Source organism: Hydrogenophaga crocea (assembly GCF_011388215.1).
GTDB lineage: Bacteria > Pseudomonadota > Gammaproteobacteria > Burkholderiales > Burkholderiaceae_C > Hydrogenophaga > Hydrogenophaga crocea.
Genome location: NZ_CP049989.1, coordinates 1,933,496 through 1,949,534, shown reverse-complemented (window position 1 = coordinate 1,949,534; position 16,039 = coordinate 1,933,496). Strand labels below are relative to the sequence as shown.

At 73.9% G+C, this 16,039-nt stretch carries 17 protein-coding genes; 16 read left to right on the top strand and 1 reads right to left on the bottom strand.

Translation table 11 applies throughout. The features are described from left to right. Positions 1–22 precede the first annotated feature (22 nt). Genes G9Q37_RS09245 through G9Q37_RS09170 form a run of 16 tightly spaced genes read left to right on the top strand, consistent with a single transcriptional unit; the run spans position 23 to position 15,151 of the window. Positions 23–1,873: a TonB-dependent receptor domain-containing protein gene (locus G9Q37_RS09245; RefSeq protein WP_166226915.1), complete on the top strand. Its 1,851-nt coding sequence runs from the start codon at positions 23–25 to the stop codon at positions 1,871–1,873. Continuing rightward, entirely contained in the window at positions 1,870–3,192 is a 1,323-nt protein-coding gene (locus tag G9Q37_RS09240; protein WP_166226914.1) for a cobyrinic acid a,c-diamide synthase CobB, read from the top strand. Before G9Q37_RS09245 ends, G9Q37_RS09240 begins: the two co-directional genes overlap by 4 nt. After that, complete coding sequence (locus tag G9Q37_RS09235) at positions 3,189–3,989, top strand: ABC transporter substrate-binding protein (protein WP_166226913.1); 801 nt, start codon at positions 3,189–3,191, stop codon at positions 3,987–3,989. Before G9Q37_RS09240 ends, G9Q37_RS09235 begins: the two co-directional genes overlap by 4 nt. Then, positions 3,982–4,554: a bifunctional adenosylcobinamide kinase/adenosylcobinamide-phosphate guanylyltransferase gene (gene cobU / locus G9Q37_RS09230; protein WP_166226912.1), complete on the top strand. Its 573-nt coding sequence runs from the start codon at positions 3,982–3,984 to the stop codon at positions 4,552–4,554. Before G9Q37_RS09235 ends, cobU begins: the two co-directional genes overlap by 8 nt. Beyond that, entirely contained in the window at positions 4,551–5,420 is an 870-nt protein-coding gene (locus G9Q37_RS09225) for an ABC transporter substrate-binding protein (RefSeq protein WP_166226911.1), read from the top strand. The genes cobU and G9Q37_RS09225 overlap by 4 nt, the downstream gene beginning before the upstream one ends. Continuing rightward, entirely contained in the window at positions 5,417–6,421 is a 1,005-nt protein-coding gene (locus G9Q37_RS09220; RefSeq protein WP_166226910.1) for a FecCD family ABC transporter permease, read from the top strand. Before G9Q37_RS09225 ends, G9Q37_RS09220 begins: the two co-directional genes overlap by 4 nt. Next, the gene (locus tag G9Q37_RS09215; RefSeq protein WP_166226909.1) at positions 6,418–7,179 is read left to right on the top strand and encodes an ABC transporter ATP-binding protein; all 762 of its coding nucleotides are present in this window, start codon (positions 6,418–6,420) and stop codon (positions 7,177–7,179) included. Before G9Q37_RS09220 ends, G9Q37_RS09215 begins: the two co-directional genes overlap by 4 nt. A 24-nt stretch (positions 7,180–7,203) precedes the next feature. Continuing rightward, on the top strand, positions 7,204–7,773 hold the full coding sequence (gene cobO / locus G9Q37_RS09210) for a cob(I)yrinic acid a,c-diamide adenosyltransferase (RefSeq protein ID WP_166226908.1): 570 nt from the start codon (positions 7,204–7,206) through the stop codon (positions 7,771–7,773). Further along, entirely contained in the window at positions 7,773–8,198 is a 426-nt protein-coding gene (locus tag G9Q37_RS09205; RefSeq protein WP_166226907.1) for a DUF1636 family protein, read from the top strand. Before cobO ends, G9Q37_RS09205 begins: the two co-directional genes overlap by 1 nt. Next, a complete protein-coding gene (cbiB, locus tag G9Q37_RS09200; protein WP_166226906.1) occupies positions 8,195–9,190 on the top strand; it encodes an adenosylcobinamide-phosphate synthase CbiB in 996 nt (331 codons plus the stop codon). The genes G9Q37_RS09205 and cbiB overlap by 4 nt, the downstream gene beginning before the upstream one ends. Then, a complete protein-coding gene (locus tag G9Q37_RS09195) occupies positions 9,187–10,209 on the top strand; it encodes an aminotransferase class I/II-fold pyridoxal phosphate-dependent enzyme (RefSeq protein ID WP_166226905.1) in 1,023 nt (340 codons plus the stop codon). Before cbiB ends, G9Q37_RS09195 begins: the two co-directional genes overlap by 4 nt. Then, on the top strand, positions 10,206–11,210 hold the full coding sequence (gene bioB, locus G9Q37_RS09190; RefSeq protein WP_166226904.1) for a biotin synthase BioB: 1,005 nt from the start codon (positions 10,206–10,208) through the stop codon (positions 11,208–11,210). The genes G9Q37_RS09195 and bioB overlap by 4 nt, the downstream gene beginning before the upstream one ends. Before the next feature lie 5 nt (positions 11,211–11,215). Then, entirely contained in the window at positions 11,216–12,673 is a 1,458-nt protein-coding gene (locus tag G9Q37_RS09185) for a cobyric acid synthase (protein ID WP_240936581.1), read from the top strand. 24 nt (positions 12,674–12,697) lie between these two features. Continuing rightward, on the top strand, positions 12,698–13,771 hold the full coding sequence (cobT, locus tag G9Q37_RS09180) for a nicotinate-nucleotide--dimethylbenzimidazole phosphoribosyltransferase (RefSeq protein ID WP_166226903.1): 1,074 nt from the start codon (positions 12,698–12,700) through the stop codon (positions 13,769–13,771). Between the two features lie 16 nt (positions 13,772–13,787). Continuing rightward, positions 13,788–14,600 (top strand): adenosylcobinamide-GDP ribazoletransferase, encoded by an 813-nt coding sequence (locus tag G9Q37_RS09175; protein WP_240936645.1) that lies wholly within the window; start codon positions 13,788–13,790, stop codon positions 14,598–14,600. After that, positions 14,597–15,151, top strand: coding sequence for a histidine phosphatase family protein (locus G9Q37_RS09170; RefSeq protein WP_166226901.1), 555 nt, complete (start codon positions 14,597–14,599; stop codon positions 15,149–15,151). Before G9Q37_RS09175 ends, G9Q37_RS09170 begins: the two co-directional genes overlap by 4 nt. 11 nt (positions 15,152–15,162) lie before the next feature. Here G9Q37_RS09170 and G9Q37_RS09165 read toward each other — a convergent pair whose 3' ends face one another. Then, positions 15,163–16,038 carry an isocitrate lyase/PEP mutase family protein gene (locus tag G9Q37_RS09165; RefSeq protein WP_166226900.1) on the bottom strand — a complete coding sequence of 292 codons (876 nt, stop codon included), beginning with the start codon at positions 16,036–16,038 and terminating at the stop codon, positions 15,163–15,165. Position 16,039: the final 1 nt, after the last annotated feature.

The following is a 16,039-nucleotide window of genomic DNA, read 5'->3' as shown; positions in this document are numbered from 1 at the left end:
GCTCTGTGCTTGTGTGTTCAACATGAAATCCCCTGCCTTGCGCGCGCCCCTGGCCGTGCTCCCCCTCGCCTGTGTGGCCTCGCTGGCCACGTTCGCCGCCGCGCCCGTGTCCGCCCAGAGCGCGACCGACGTGACCCTCAAAGACACCGTGGTCACGGCCACGCGCGTCGACACCCGCAGCGACGCGCTGCTCAGCGACGTGGTCGTGATCGACGCCGACACGGTGGCGAAATCCACCGGCCGCACGCTGTCTGAGCTGCTCGCGCGCCAGGCCGGCCTGCAGCTGGTGGCCAACGGCGGCCGCGGCAAACAATCGAGCCTGTTCGTGCGCGGCGCCGAAGCGCGCCAGGTGCTGCTGCTGGTGGACGGTGTGCGCTACGGCTCGTCCACCGCGGGCGCGCCCAACTGGGACAACCTGCCGCTGTCGGCCATCGACCGCATCGAGGTGCTCAAGGGCCCGGCCTCGGCGCTGTACGGCAGCGATGCCGTGGGCGGCGTGGTGCAGGTCTTCACCAAGCGCGGCGTCAAGGGCTTCCAGCCCGAGGCCAGCGTGACCGTGGGCAGCGAAGGCCACCACGAAGTGGCTGCCGGCGTGCGCGGCGGCACCGACAGCTTCAGCTACAGCCTGCACGCGAGCTCGCTGGGCGAAAAGGGCTTTTCCTCGACCAACCCGCGCGTGGGCAGCAACTTCAACCCCGACCGCGACGGCGCCAGGCAGGACGTGCTCAGCGGCTCGTTCCGCTGGGCCTTCGCCGAGGGCTGGTCGACCGACCTGAACCTCACGCAGGCCGAGGGCGTTAGCCGCTTCGACCAGGGGGCGGGCAGCTTCGACACCCGCTCGGTCACCACCACGCGCGTGCTCGGCTGGGGCCTCACGCGCCAGTGGAACGCCGACGCGCGCACGCGCCTGACGGTCGCGCGCAGCGACGACGACGGCGACAGCTACGGCACCACGCCCGTGGCCTCGGTGTTCAACACCGCGCAGACGCAGATCACGCTGCAGCACGACCAGGCCACGCGCCTGGGCACGGTGCTGCTGGGCGTGGAATCGATCAAGGAAGCGGTGTCGGGCACGCAGGCCTATGCGGTGAATTCGCGCACCACCGACGCGGCCTTCGTCGGCCTCACGGGCGGCCTGGGCCAGCACCTGTGGCAGGCCAACCTGCGGCGCGACGAGAACTCGCAGTTCGGCGGCGCCACCACCGGCTTCGCGAGCTACGGCTACCAGCTCACGCCGAACTGGCGCCCGCACCTGGCCTACGGCACCTCGTTCAAGATGCCGTCGTTCAACACGCTCTACTACGTGTCGCCCTTCTTCACGGGCAACCCCACCACGCAGCCCGAGCGCGGCAAGAACCGCGAGTTCGGCCTCACCTACACGCGCGGTGCGCACGAGCTCAAGCTCACGCGCTTCGACAACCGCGTGCGCGGCTTCATCACGCTGCAGCCCGTGGTGGTCAACGTGCCGCAGGCGCGGCTCGAAGGCTGGTCGCTGGGCTACACCGGTTCGGCCGGCGCCTGGTCGTGGTACGGCAACCTCGAACTGCTGGACGCGCGCAACCTGCTCACGCGCCAGAAACTCGCGCGCCGCGCCGACGAAACCCTCACCGCCGGGCTCGACCACCGCATCGGCGCCTGGACCTGGGGCACCGCGCTGCAACTCGTGGGCGAGCGTTTCGACAACGCGGCCAACACCGTGCGCCTGCCGGGCTTCGGCACGGTCGATGCCTACGTGCGGTACGCCCTCACCAAGGACTGGTCGCTCGCGCTGCGCGTGAACAACATCGGCGACAAGGACTACCAGACCGCCAACGGCTACAACCAGCCGGGCCGCGCGGCCTACGTCACGCTGCACTGGGCGCCCAAGCCGTGACGCACAGCACCGCGGCCATCCTCGTGGCGGCCCCGGCCTCCGGCCAGGGCAAGACCACCGTGGCCGCGGCGCTGGCCCGCCTGCACGCGCGCGCCGGCCGGCGCGTACGCGCCTTCAAGTGCGGGCCCGATTTTCTGGATCCGCACTGGCTCGCAATCGCGAGCGGCCACCCGGTGCACAACCTCGACCTCTGGATGACCGGCGAGGCCGATGCGCGCGCGCGGCTGCACGCCGCCGCGGGCGAGGCCGACCTGATCGTGGTCGAGGGCGTGATGGGCCTGTTCGACGGCCAGCCCAGCGCGGCCGACCTCGCGCAGCGCTTCGGCCTGCCCGTGCTCGCGGTGATCGACGCCTCGGCCATGGCCGGCACCTTCGGCGCGCTGGCCTTCGGCCTGCGCCACTTCCGCGCCGGCCTGCCCTGGGCCGGCGTGCTCGCCAACCGCGTGGCCGGCGAGCGCCACGCGCAGATGCTGCAGGACGCGCTGGGCGAGGGCGCACCGGACTGGCTCGGTGCGGTGATGCGCGACGCCGCCTTCTCGCTGCCCGAGCGCCACCTCGGCCTCACCGTGGCGTCCGAGCTGCCCGACGCGCTGGCCCGGCTCGACGCCGCGGCCGACGCCCTCGCGACCACGCCACTGGGCGCGATGGACAGCGCCGCACTCGCGCGCTGGACCGTGATCTTCGACGCCCCCGAGCCCGCCCCCCACATCGGCCGCCCGCTCGCGGGCCGCACGGTGGCGATCGCGCGCGACGCCGCCTGCTGCTTCATCTACCCCGCCAACCTCGACACGCTGCGCAGCCTGGGCGCCGAGCTGGCCTTCTTCTCGCCGCTGGCCGACGAGCCCTTGCCACCGTGCGACGCGGTGTGGCTGCCCGGCGGCTATCCCGAGCTGCACGCGGCCGCGCTGAGCGCCGCGCAGCGTTGCCGCGCGGGCCTGGCCGCGCACCTGCAGGCCGGCAAACCGGTGTGGGCCGAGTGCGGCGGCATGCTGCTGCTCATGGACACGCTGCGCCCGCACGACGGCAGCACGCACCGCATGTGGGGCCTGCTGCCCGGCGAGGCCGCGCTGCAGCCGCGCCTGGTGGCGCTGGGGCCTCAGCAACTCGCGCTGCCCGCGGGCACGCTGCGCGGCCACACCTTCCACCATTCGCGCACCACCTCGCCGCTGGCGCCTGCGGGGCACACCGAGCCCCCGCGCGGCGGCCCGGGCGAGGCGCTGTACCGCCACGGCGCATTGCGCGCGAGCTACTTCCACGCCTGGTTCGCATCCAGCCCTGCGGCCACGGCTTCGCTGTTCCTGGAGGAACCCGCGCCATGAGCCGAGGCCCGCAGCGCATCGTCTGCCTCACCGAAGAAACCACCGAGTGGCTCTACCTGCTCGGCGAAGAGGCGCGCATCGTGGGCATCTCGGGCTACACCGTGCGGCCGCGCCGCGCGCGCGAGGAAAAGCCCAAGGTCAGCGCCTTCCTCAGCGCCAAGATCGACAAGATCCTCGAGCTGCGGCCCGACTGCGTGTTCGGCTTCTCCGACCTGCAGGCCGACATCGCCGCCGCGCTGATCCGCCATGGCGTGCAGGTGGTGGTGTTCAACCAGCGCAGCGTGGCGCAGATCTTCGACATGCTGTTCCAGGTGGCCGCGCTGGTCGACCGCGTGGCCGAGGGCCAGGCCTGGATCGACCGCACGCGCGCGCGGCTCGACGCCATCGCCGCCGCGGGCCGCGCGCTGCCGCGCCGCCCGCGCATGTACTTCGAAGAATGGGACGACCCGTGCATCAGCGGCATCCGCTGGGTCTCCGAGCTCATGGGCATCGCCGGCGGCGACGACTGCTTCCCCGAGCTCGCCGCCATGCCCTTGGGCAAAGACCGCATCATCGGCGAGCCGCAGCGCATCGTCGAGCGCGCGCCCGACATCGTCGTGGGCTCGTGGTGCGGCAAGAAATTCCGGCCCGAGCGCGTGGCCGCGCGCGCCGGCTGGCAGGCCGTGCCCGCGGTGCGCGACGCGCAGCTGTTCGAGATCAAGTCGGCCGACATCCTGCAGCCCGGCCCGGCCGCGCTCACCGACGGCGTCGAGCAATTGCACCGCATCGTGCTGCAGTGGAGCGCGCGCCATGGCTGACACCGCGCCCGTGTTCGCGCGCAGCGAATTCATCCTGGGCGGCCAGCGCAGCGGCAAGTCGCGCCGCGCCGAATCGCTCGCGCGCCAGTGGCTCGACGCCGACGCCACCCACCGCGCCGTGCTGATCGCCACCGCCCAGCCCTGGGACGAGGAGATGCGCGCGCGCATCGCGCGCCACCAGCGCGAGCGCGCCGCGCGCGTGCCCGGCATGGTCACGCTCGAAGAACCGCTGGCGCTGGCCGAGGCGCTGGGCGCGCAGGCCGCGCCGCACACCCTGGTGGTGGTCGACTGCCTCACGCTCTGGCTCACCAACCTGCTCATGCCCGCCAGCGGCGAAGCCGCCGACCCCGCCGCACCGCAGGATGCGCTGGTGCGCGCGATCGCCGCGGCCCCCGGCCCGGTGGTGCTGGTGGGCAACGAGATCGGCCTGGGCGTGATCCCGCTGGGCCGCGAGACCCGCGCCTTCGTCGACGCGCTCGGCGGCCTCAACCAGGCCGTGGCGCGCGCCTGCGAGCGCGTCACCTTCATGGCCGCCGGCCTGCCGCTCATCCTCAAATCGCCATGAACCCGATCCGCCTGTTCTTCGCGCTCGCGCTGGGCCTGTGCAGCGCGCTGCACGCGGCCGAGATCCGCATCACCGACGACCGCGGCGTGGCCGTGACGCTGGCGCAGGCGCCGCAGCGCATCGTCTCGCTGCTGCCCTCGCTCACCGAAACCGTGTGCGAGCTCGGCCAGTGCCACCGCCTGGTGGGCGTGGACCGTTACTCGAACTTTCCCGCCGCGGTGCGCGCGCTGCCCAAGACCGGCGGCGGCATCGACCCCAACATCGAGGCCATCGTGGCGCTCAAGCCCGACCTCGTGCTCATGGCCACCTCGTCGCGCGGCGTGCAGCGGCTCGAAGGCTTCGGCCTCAAGGTGGTGGCGCTGGAGCCGCGCAGCGCGGCCGATGCGCAGCGCGTGATGACCAAGCTCGGCACCCTGCTCGAGGTGCCCGACGCGCAGCGCATCTGGCGCGCGATCGACGCCGGCGTGTCGGCGGCCGCGCAGTCGCTGCCCCAGCGCGCGCGCCCGCTGCGCGTGTACTACGAGGTCAGCACCGGCGGTTACGCGGCCGGGCCGGGCTCGTTCATCGGCGAAACCCTCACGCGCCTGGGCGTGCAGAACATCGTCACGCCCGATCTGGGGCCGTTTCCGCGCATCAACCCCGAGTACGTGGTGCGCGCCAACCCCGACCTGATCCTGATCGGCGTGCGCAACGCCGCGGGCCTGGAGCAGCGCCCGGGCTGGCGCAACCTGCGCGCGCTGCGGGAGCAGCGCGTGTGCATCTTCAGCACCGACGAGTCCGACGTGCTCGTGCGGCCCGGCCCGCGCATGGCCGAGGCCGCGCGCATCCTCGCGCGCTGCATCGAAAAGAAAGGCCAGGGCGCATGAACGGCCGCGCGCACAGCCTCTGGCTCGCCGCGGCGCTGATCGCGGCCGGCCTGCTCGTGCTGCTGCTCGGCGCGGGCGTGGGCAGCACCGGCTTGGACAGCGTGCTCAACGCGCGCCACGACCCCGTGGCCTGGCAGATCCTCTGGGACATCCGGCTGCCGCGCACCCTGGGCGCATGGGTGGCGGGTGGCCTGCTGGGCCTGGCCGGCGCGGTCGCGCAAGGCCTGTTCCGCAACCCGCTGGCCGACCCCTATCTGCTGGGCAGCGCCTCGGGCGCGGCCCTGGGCGTGGCGATCGCACTGGCCCTGGTCGGCACCAGCGCCCTGGCCACGCAGTGGCTGGTGCGCCTGGGCCTCACGGGCGCGGCGTTTGCGGGCGCGGTGGTGGGCGTGGTGCTCACGCTGGTGCTGGCGCGCGGCGTGCAGCACACGCTGCGCCTGCTGCTCGCGGGCGTGATCGTGGGCGTGGTGCTCGGCGCCGCGCGCGACCTCGTCACCATCGCCGAGCCCGACACGCTGCAGGCCATGCAGGGCTTCATGCTCGGCACCACGGGCTTCGTGGGCTGGGCCGCCTGCGGCGTCATGGCCGCCATGCTGCTGGCCGCGTTGCTGGTGTCGGCGCTGCTGGGCCGCGTGCTCGACGGCCTCGCGCTCGGCGAGGCCACCGCCATCAGCCTGGGCCTGCCGCTGGCCGCCGTGCGCGCCGTGCTGGTGGGCGTGCTCGCCCTGGCCACCGGCGCGGCCGTGGCGCAGACCGGGCTGATCGCCTTTGTGGGCCTGGCCGCGCCGCACCTGGTGCGCTCGCTGGTGAAGACCACGCACGGCCGCCTCGTGGTGCTCAGCGCCTTCATGGGCGGCTTGCTGCTGATGGCGGCCGACGTGCTCGCGCGCTGGGTCATCGCGCCGCAGGAACTGCCTGTGGGCGTGCTCACCGCGGTGCTCGGCGGCAGCTACCTGCTCTGGCTCATGCACCGGCGGCGCCGGCCCGGGGGTGGCCTGTGAACGCCGCGCTGCAGACCACCGCGCTCGGCGTGGTGCTCGGCGAGGCCGAGGTGCTGCACGGCGTGTCCATCGCGCTGCCCGCGGCGCGCTGGACCAGCGTGGTCGGCCCCAACGGCGCGGGCAAGTCCACGCTGCTCAAGGCGCTCGCAGGCCTGCTGCCGCACAGCGGCGAGGTGCAGTTGCTGGGCCGCCCGCTCGCGGCCTGGCGCGGCCGCGAACGCGCACGCGCCCTGGCCTGGCTGGGGCAGGGCGAACACGGCGCCGACGACCTGAGCGTGTGGGACGTGGCCATGCTGGGCCGCCTGCCGCACCAGGCCTGGCTGGCCCAGCCCTCGGCCGCCGACCGCGCCGCCGTGGAGCAGGCGCTGCGCGCCACCCAGGCCTGGGACTGGCGCGAGCGTGCGCTCGGCGCGCTCTCGGGCGGCGAACGCCAGCGCGTGCTGCTCGCGCGCCTGCTCGCGGTGAACGCGCAGGTGCTGCTGATGGACGAGCCCCTGGCCAACCTCGACCCGCCGCACCAGGCCGACTGGCTGCAACTGGTGCGCGGCCTGGTGGCGCAGGGCAAGACGGTGGTGAGCGTGCTGCACGAGATCGGCGTGGCGCTGCACGCCGACCGCCTGCTGGTGGTGGACCAGGGCCGCGTGCGCCACCACGGTGCCTGCGACGACCCCGCCACCCACCGCGCGCTCGAGGCCGTGTTCGACCACCGCATCGCGATCCACCAGTTGAACGACCGCTGGGTCGCGCTGCCGGTCTGAGCCGCCCGCTTTCAAGGAAACCCCATGCAGATCGAATCTCCGCCGGTGGACCGCGACACCCCCAAGCCGCAAGGCGAGCGCCGTGGCCTGGTGCTGGTGCACACCGGCAACGGCAAAGGCAAAAGCACGGCGGCCTTCGGCCTGGCGCTGCGCGCGCACGGGCGCGGCAAGGCGGTCAAGGTCTACCAGTTCATGAAGGTGCCTTCGGCGCGCTTCGGCGAACACCGCCTGTTCGAGCAACTGGGCATACCCATCGAAGGCCTGGGCGACGGCTTCAGCTGGAAGAGCCGCGACCTCGAGCACTCGGCCGAACTGGCCCGCGCCGGCTGGGCCCGGGCCGAGGCCACGCTGCGCGCGGGCGAGCACTTCATGGTGGTGCTCGACGAAATCATGTACCCGCTGCGCTACGGCTGGGTGCCGCTGGACGCGGTGCTCACCGCGCTGCGCGAGCGGCCGCCGCACGTGCACGTGGTGCTCACCGGCCGCGGCGCGCCCGACGAGCTGATCGCCCTGGCCGACACCGTCACCGAGATGGCGCTGGTCAAGCACCACTTCAACGCCGGCGTGCCGGCCCAGCGCGGCATCGAAGATTGATGAGCGAGCTGCCCCAGCCTCCCGTTGCCGACGCGGTCATCACCGAACTGGTGGTCTGCACCACCTGCCGCCCCGAAGGCGATTCGCGCGAGGCGCCCGCGGCCGGCGCCACGCTGTTCGAAGCCGTGCAGCACGCGCAGTTCGACCTGCCCGCCGAGGCCCTGCGCCGCGTGCGCGTGCGCGGCCAGGCCTGCATGAGCGCCTGCGGCCGCGCCTGCACCCTGGCCTTGCAGGCGCCTGGCAAACCGAGCTACCTGTTCGGCGACCTGCAGCCCGACGCCGCCACCGCGCGCGACGCGCTGCGCTGCGCCGCGATGCACGCCGAGGCCGCCGACGGCCAGCTGCTGCGCAACCAGCGGCCCGAGCGGCTGCGCAACGGCATCCTCGCCAAGCTGCCGCCGCATGGGGCGCAGGCGACGGGATGAGCGCGCTGACGGACGCGGTGGCGGATGCGGTGACAGGCGCATGGCCCGCGGGCCTGGTGCTGCCGCTTGCGGCGCTGCTCGCGCTCGCCATCGACCGGGTCTTCGGCGAGCCGCCCGCGCGCTGGCACCCGGTGGTGGCCATGGGGCATTACCTGGGCTTCATGGGGCGGCGCATCGCGCCGCTGCCCGTCCAGGCCGAGTCGCGGCGCGCGCGCGCCTTCGTCGGTGGCGCGCTGGCCTGGTGCCTGGGCGCGCTGCTGGTGCTGGCCCTGGCCGTGGCGCTGGGCTGGGTCGCGCGCAGCGCGTCCGGTTGGGCCCAGGTGCTGCTGCTGGGCCTGCTGCTCAAACCCCTGCTGGCCTGGCGCATGCTGCGCGACGAGGTGGCGGCGGTCGAGGCCGCGCTCGGCCAGTCGCTGGATGCCGGCCGCGCGCGCCTGGGCTGGCTCGTGAGCCGCGACGTGGCCGCGCTCGACGCCGCGCAGGTGCGCGAGAGCGCGATCGAGTCGCTGGCCGAGAACCTCAACGATTCGGTGGTCGCGCCGCTGTTCTGGTTCGCGCTTGCGGGCCTGCCCGGCGCCGCGCTCTACCGCTTCGCCAACACCGCCGACGCCATGTGGGGCTACTGCGGCGAACGCAACGGCCGCGACTGGACCTGGGCCGGCAAATGGGCCGCGCGCGCCGACGACGCGCTCTCCTGGCTGCCCGCGCGCCTGACCGCGCTGTTGCTGTGCGCGCCGCGCCACTGGGGCGCGCTGCGGCGTGAGGCGCGCCGCACGCCTTCGCCCAACAGCGGCTGGCCCATGGCAGCCATGGCGCTCGCGCTGGGCCTGTGCCTGCGCAAGCCCGGCGTCTACGCGCTGCACGCCCAGGGCCGCGCGCCCGAGGCCGCCGATACTGCGCGCGCCTTGCGCCGCGCGGGCCGCGCGGTGGGCGCGATCGCGTGGCTGGCCACGGTGGCCGCGGTGGCGGGCGCGTGGGGAGTGATCGCATGAACCCGCTGCAAGCCACCCACGGCGGCAGCGACGCGCTCGGCGTGCCGGCCTTCGATTTTTCGACCAACGCCAACGCCTGCGGGCCGTGTCCCGCCGCGCTCGCCGCGGTGCAGGCGGCCGACCCGCGCCACTACCCCGACCCGGCGAGCACCGCGCTGATCGAGGCGCTCGCGCGCTTTCACGGCGTGGCGCCCGAACGCATCGTGCCCGCCGCGAGCGCGAGCGAATTCATCGGCCGCATCACGGCCTGGGTGGCGCGCGCGGGCGGTACGCGCGTGTGGCGGCCCGCCCACGCCTATGGCGACTACGCGCACGCGGCCGCGGCCTGGCGGCTCGCGCCGGTGCACGGCCCCGCGCAGGCCGACCTCGCCTGGCTCTGCGAACCCGCGAGCCCCACCGGCGGGCCCGAGCCGGCCGCTGCCGACGTGGCGGCGCAGGCCGCCACCGTGGTGCTCGACCGCGCCTACGAACCGCTGCGCCTGAGCGGGCGCTCCAGCCTGGACACGCGCGACCTCGATCGTGTGTGGCAACTCTGGACACCCAACAAGGCCCTGGGTCTCACGGGCGTGCGCGGGGCTTACGCCATCGCGCCAGCGGGCGCCGAAGACGCCGCGCAGGACCTGCGCGCGCTCGCGCCCTCGTGGCCGCTGGGCGCGCACGCCGAAGCCATGCTGCTGGCCTGGACCACGCCCGCCGCGCAGCAGTGGCTGCGCGACAGCCTGGACACGCTGCGCGCCTGGAAAGCGCAGCAGGTGGCGCTGTGCGAGGCGCTGGGCTGGACCGTGCTGCCCGGCGGGGCCAACTTCTTCGTTGCCCGGCTGGCCGATGCGGCCCAGGCCGGGCTCTTGCCCGCGTTGCGCCGCGCGCACGGCGTGAAGCTGCGCGACTGCGCCTCGTTCGGCCTGCCGGGCCACGTGCGGCTCGGCGTGCGGCCGCCCGACGAGCAGCGCGCGCTGCAGCAGGCCTGGCGCGCCGCCGCCGGTGACAATCGCCGCCCTGTTCAAGAGGAAAGCCCATGACCCCGATCACCGAACACCCCGTCACGCTGCACCCGCGCGCCGCCGCCGTGGCCCTGGAAACAGGGCGCTGGTCGGTCGAGCAGATCGAGGCCCTGTTCGCGCTGCCCTTCGCCGAGCTGCTGCACCGCGCGCAGACCGTGCACCGCGAACACCACGACCCGCAGGAGGTCGAGCTGGCCACGCTGCTGTCGGTGAAGACCGGCGGCTGCCCCGAAGACTGCGGCTACTGCCCGCAGTCGGTGCACTTCGACACCGGCGTGCAGGCCGGCAAGCTCATGGGCGTGGACGCCGTGCGCGCCGCCGCTCAGGCCGCGCGCGCCGCGGGCGCCACGCGCTTTTGCATGGGCGCGGCCTGGCGCGCGCCCAAAGACCGCGACGTCGAGGCCGTGGCCGAGCTGGTCCGCGCCGTCAAGGCCGAAGGCCTGGAGGCCTGCGCCACGCTGGGCATGCTGGCCGAGGGCCACGCCGAGCAACTGCGCGACGCCGGACTCGATTACTACAACCACAACCTCGACAGCGACCCCGGTTTCTACGGCGACATCATCAGCACGCGCGATTACCAGGACCGGCTCGACACGCTGGAGCGCGTGCGCGGCGCGGGCGTGAAGGTCTGCTGCGGCGGCATCGTGGGCATGGGCGAGTCGCGCCGCCAGCGCGCGGGCCTGATCGCACAGCTCGCCAACCTCGCACCCGACTACCCCGAGTCGGTGCCCATCAACCACCTCGTGAAGGTGGCGGGCACGCCGCTGGCCGATCAGCCCGACCTCGACCCCTTCGAGTTCGTGCGCACCATCGCGGTGGCGCGCATCACCATGCCGCGCGCGCGCGTGCGCCTGTCGGCCGGGCGCCAGCAGATGGGCGAGGCGGTGCAGGCCCTGTGCTTCCAGGCCGGCGCCAACAGCATCTTCTACGGCGACAAGCTGCTCACCACCGGCAACCCCGACGTGGCGGCCGATCAGGCGCTGCTGGCCCGGCTGGGCCTGCGCGCGCGGCAGGGCTGAAGCCCATGGCCGCGGTCTGCGTGATGGTGCTGGGCACCAGCAGCGGTGCGGGCAAGAGCTGGCTCGCCACGGCGCTGTGCCGCCATTACGCGCGCCAGGGCTTGAGGGTCGCGCCGTTCAAGGCGCAGAACATGAGCAACAACGCGCGGGTGGTGCAGGGCGGCGAAATCGGTTCTGCCCAGTACTTCCAGGCGCTCGCGGCGCGCGCCGAGCCCGAGGTGCGCATGAACCCCGTGCTGCTCAAGCCCGAGGCCGACACGCACAGCCAGTACGTGCTCATGGGCCGGGTCGACCCTGCGCTCACGGCCTTGCCCTGGCGCGAGCGCGGCGAGCGCGCCTGGCCCACGGTGCGCGCCGCGTTGCACGGCCTGATCGCCGAGCACGACGTGGTGGTGATCGAAGGCGCGGGCTCGCCGGCCGAGATCAACCTCATGGCCAGCGACATCGTGAACCTGCGCGTGGCGCGCGAGGCGAACGCGCGCTGCCTGCTCGTGACCGACATCGACCGCGGCGGCGCCTTCGCCCACCTCTACGGCACCTGGGCCCTGCTGCCCGAGGCCGACCGCGCGCGCATCCGCGGCTTCGTGCTCAACAAGTTTCGCGGCGACGCGGCCCTGCTCGCGCCCGCGCCCGAACAGCTGCAAGCCCTCACGGGCGTGCCCACGGTGGGCGTGATCCCCATGCAGTGGCGCCACGGTCTGCCCGAAGAGGATGGTGTTTTCGACGACCGCAGCAACGCCTCGGGCGCGGTGCACACCACGGTGGCCGTGGTCGCCTGGCCGCGCATCAGCAACCTCGATGAATTCCAGCCGCTCAAGAACGTGCCCGGCGTGCGCCTGCAGTGGGCGCGTTCGCCGGCCGAGCTCGCGCACCTGGGCGCAAGCGACGTGGTCGTGCTGCCCGGCAGCAAGTCGACCGCGGCCGACCTGGCCTGGCTGCGCGAGCAGGGCCTGGACCGCTGGGTGGCCGGGCACGCCGCGCGCGGCGGCCGGGTGCTGGGCGTGTGCGGCGGCCTTCAGGTGCTGGGCGAGGCGCTGATCGACACCGAAGGCATCGACGGCAACGCGCCCGGCCTGGGCCTGCTCCCGCTGGTGACCAGCTTCGCGCGCGACAAGACCGTGCGCCGCACCGACGCGCGCTTTGCTGCGCTCACCGGCCCCTGGGCCGCGCTCTCGCACGTGGACCTCAGCGGCTACGAGATCCACCACGGCCAGACCGCGCCGCACCCCGCCATGGCCGCGGCCGGCGCGCTCGCGAACGAGGTGCTGCCCGGCCTGGCCTGGCAGAACACCGCCGGCAACGTGCTGGGCCTGTACCTGCACGGCCTGTTCGAAGACCCGCGCGTGCTGCAGGCCCTGTTCGGCGCCACCGTTCCCACGCTGGACACGGTGTTCGACCGCCTGGCCGACGCGCTCGCTGCCCACCTCGACGCCGCCGCGCTCGACGCGCTCGTGGCGCCCTGACCACCCCGCCGAAGGAGACACCCCATGTCCTCGCCCGCCATGCCCCCCATTCCCGAGATCGACGACCTGCACGACGACGCGCTCGCGCGCGCGCTGCAGCACGCGCTCGACCACAAGACCAAGCCGCTGGGCTCGCTGGGGCGGCTCGAGCGCCTCGCGTTGCGCATCGGCGCCATCCTGGGCAGCGCCGCGCCGCGGCTGCGGGAGCCGCAGATGCTGGTGTGCGCGGCCGACCACGGCCTGGCCGCGCGCGGCGTGTCGGCCTACCCGAGCGACGTGACCTGGCAGATGGTGGAGAACTTCCTCGCGGGCGGCGCGGCCGTGAGCGTGCTCGCGCGCCAGCACGGCCTGGCGCTCACCGTGGTCGACTGCGGCGTGCGCCACGACTTCGCGCCGCGCGCGGGCCTGCAGATCCGCAAGATCGCGCCCGGCACGGCCGATGCGCTCGAAGGCCCGGCCATGAGCGCGGCCCAGCGCGATGAGGCGATCGCCAACGGCCGCGGGCTGGTGCGCGCGCTGCCGGGCAACGCGCTGCTGCTCGGCGAGATGGGCATTGGCAACACCAGCGCGGCCTCGCTGCTGCTCGCGCGCCTGGGCGGCTTCGACGTGGCCGACGTGACCGGTGCCGGCACCGGGCTCGACGCCGAGGCCGTGGTGCGCAAGATCGGCGTGCTGCGCGCCGTGCTGCAGCGCCACGAGGCCGCGCGCGACCCGCTGGCCGCGCTCGCGGCCTTCGGCGGCTTCGAGATCGCCACGCTGGTGGGTGCGGTGCTGCAGTCCGCGGCCGAGCGCCGCGTGATCGTGGTCGACGGCTTCATCGCGACCAGCGCGGTGCTGGTGGCCAGCCAGCTGCGCCCGCACGTGCTGCAGCGCTGCGTGTTCGCGCACCGATCGGGCGAGCGCGGCCACGCGCTGATGCTCGCGCACCTGCGCGCCGAGCCGCTGCTCGACCTCGGCCTGCGCCTGGGCGAGGGCTCGGGCGCGGCGCTGGCCTGGCCGCTGCTCACGAGCGCCTGCGCCGTGCTCAACGAAATGGCGAGCTTCGAGAGCGCGGGCGTGTCCACCGCCGGCAGCGATGCCGCCGTGGCCCGCACCTGAGCGCGCCGTGAACCCGCTGAGCCGCTTCCTCAGGCATTACCTGCTCGCGCTGCAGTTCTTCACGCGCGTGCCCGTGACCGGCCGCCTCGCCGACTGGGTGGGCTTCAGCCCGGCCATGCTGCGCGCCAGCGCCGCGCACTTTCCCGGCGTGGGCTGGTTGGTGGGCGTGGTGGTGGGCGCGGTGTTCTTCGGCCTGCTGTGGGGCCTGCCACCCGTGGCCGCGGCGCCCTGGGTGGCGGCGGTCGGGGCCACGGTGGCCGGCGTGTGCATGACCGGCGCCTTCCACGAAGACGGCCTGGCCGACCTCTGCGACGGCCTGGGCGGCAGCGCCGACCGGGCGCGTGCGCTCGAGATCATGAAAGACTCGCGCATCGGCAGCTTCGGCGCGATCGCGCTGGTGCTCGCGCTGCTGGCCAAGGTCGCCTTGCTCGCGCTGCTCGCGCAGACCGATGCGCTGCGCGCGGTGGCGGTGCTGTTCATGGCCCAGGTGGTGTCGCGCGGCACGCCGCTGCTGCTGATCTTCAGCATGGCCCACGTGGGCGACGCGGCCGGCTCCAAGAGCAAGCCGCTGGCCGACAGCCTGTCGGCGGGCGCGCTGTTCGCGGGCGGCCTGTGGACCGCCCTGGCGCTGCTGCTGGTGGCGGGGCTGTACCCGGCCGCACCCTGGTGGAGCGGCCTGCTGGGCGCGGTCCTGGCCGCGGCCTGGATGCGCCGCTGGCTCATGCGCCGCTTGCAGGGCTTCACCGGCGACGGCCTGGGCGCGACACAGCAACTGAGCGAACTGCTGTTCTACTTGGGCTTTGCCCTGGCACTTTCTCCGGCTTCATGAAACTCTGGTTGATCCGCCACGCCGCCGTGGCTTTGCCCGACGGCCTTTGTTACGGCATCACCGACGCGCCCGCGCGCGCCGACGCCACGCTCACGGCGGCGCAGGCCGCGGCCGCGCGGCTGCCGCGCTTCGTGCCGCTGTGGGTGTCGGGCCTGATGCGCGCGCAGCAACTGGCCGCGGTGCTGCAGCGCGAGCGGCCCGACCTGGGCGCCGCGCGCGTGGACAAGCGCCTCAACGAGATGGACTTCGGCCGCTGGGAAATGCAGCCCTGGGCCGCGGTGCCGCAGGCCGCGTTCGACGCCTGGACCGGCGACTTCGCGCAGCACCGCTTCGGCGGCGAGGAATGCACCCAGCAGGTGATCGACCGCGTGGCCGCGCTGATCCTGGAGCTGCACGCAGCGGGCGTGCAGGAAGCGGCCTGGGTGACGCACGCGGGCGTGATCCGCGCGGCGCTCTACCTCAAGGCCCACGGGCCGCGCCGCATCGCGTCGGCCGCCGAGTGGCCGCGCGAAGCGCCCGCGCCGGGCGGGCTGCTCGAACTCGGCTTCTGAGGCGCGCGGGCTCAGCCTGCGTAGCGGTTTTCGAGCGCCGACCAGCGATCGAAGCCCACGATGCGCTTGTACTCCTCGAAACCCACGCCGCTGCCCACCAGGCGCAGCTCGCCGCTGCGCAGGTCGGCCAGCGAGTCCTGCATCACGCGCACGCTGCGCATGAGCAGCGAGATGCCGTAGATCACGATGCGAAAGCCCAGGGTTTCGAGCTCGGCCGGGCGCAGGATGGGCGTGCGCCCGCCTTCGAGCATGTTGGCCATGAGCGGCGTGCCCGCGAGCGCGCGGCCGATCTGCTCGAGCTCTTGCACCGATTCGGGGGCCTCGATGAACAGGCCGTCGGCGCCCGCGCGCGCGTAGCGCTCGCCGCGGCGCAGCGCCTCGTCCATGCCGTAGACCTCGCGCGCGTCGGTGCGCGCGATGATGAAGGTGCGCGGGTCGCGGCGCTCGTTCGCGGCGGCGCGGATGCGGCGCTCCATCTCTTCGCAGGGCAGCAGTTCCTTGCCCGCGATGTGGCCGCAGCGTTTGGGCGAGACCTGGTCTTCGAAGAACAGCGCCTGCGCGCCCATCTTCTCGTAGGTGTGCACCGCGTGCACCACGTTCTTCACGTCGCCGTAGCCGTTGTCCACGTCGACCAGCACCGGCAGGTCGGACACCGCGAGGATGTCGCGCACGGCGGCCGAGATCTCGCCCAGCGTGGCCAGGCCGATGTCGGGCAGGCCGTGGCGCACGCCCACCACGGGGAAGCCGCCGATGAAGTAGGCCTTGAAGCCGGCCTGGCGGATCAGCAGGGCCGAGAGCGCGTCGTGCGCCCCGGGCAGCACCAGCGGGCGTTCGCTGGCGACCAGGTCGCGGAAGTGGGGGAGGGGCGCAGGGGAAGCAGAGGTCATG

Bases quoted from the DNA above. Each gene is read 5' to 3' on its own strand.
- G9Q37_RS09245 (WP_166226915.1), top strand. From the start codon at position 23: ATGAAATCCCCTGCCTTGCGCGCGCCCCTGGCCGTGCTCCCCCTCGCC.
- G9Q37_RS09235 (WP_166226913.1), top strand. From the start codon at position 3,189: ATGAGCCGAGGCCCGCAGCGCATCGTCTGCCTCACCGAAGAAACCACC.
- cobU (WP_166226912.1), top strand. From the start codon at position 3,982: ATGGCTGACACCGCGCCCGTGTTCGCGCGCAGCGAATTCATCCTGGGC.
- G9Q37_RS09225 (WP_166226911.1), top strand. From the start codon at position 4,551: ATGAACCCGATCCGCCTGTTCTTCGCGCTCGCGCTGGGCCTGTGCAGC.
- G9Q37_RS09220 (WP_166226910.1), top strand. From the start codon at position 5,417: ATGAACGGCCGCGCGCACAGCCTCTGGCTCGCCGCGGCGCTGATCGCG.
- cobO (WP_166226908.1), top strand. From the start codon at position 7,204: ATGCAGATCGAATCTCCGCCGGTGGACCGCGACACCCCCAAGCCGCAA.
- G9Q37_RS09205 (WP_166226907.1), top strand. From the start codon at position 7,773: ATGAGCGAGCTGCCCCAGCCTCCCGTTGCCGACGCGGTCATCACCGAA.
- cbiB (WP_166226906.1), top strand. From the start codon at position 8,195: ATGAGCGCGCTGACGGACGCGGTGGCGGATGCGGTGACAGGCGCATGG.
- G9Q37_RS09195 (WP_166226905.1), top strand. From the start codon at position 9,187: ATGAACCCGCTGCAAGCCACCCACGGCGGCAGCGACGCGCTCGGCGTG.
- bioB (WP_166226904.1), top strand. From the start codon at position 10,206: ATGACCCCGATCACCGAACACCCCGTCACGCTGCACCCGCGCGCCGCC.
- G9Q37_RS09185 (WP_240936581.1), top strand. From the start codon at position 11,216: ATGGCCGCGGTCTGCGTGATGGTGCTGGGCACCAGCAGCGGTGCGGGC.
- cobT (WP_166226903.1), top strand. From the start codon at position 12,698: ATGTCCTCGCCCGCCATGCCCCCCATTCCCGAGATCGACGACCTGCAC.
- G9Q37_RS09170 (WP_166226901.1), top strand. From the start codon at position 14,597: ATGAAACTCTGGTTGATCCGCCACGCCGCCGTGGCTTTGCCCGACGGC.
- G9Q37_RS09165 (WP_166226900.1), bottom strand. From the start codon at position 16,038: ATGACCTCTGCTTCCCCTGCGCCCCTCCCCCACTTCCGCGACCTGGTC.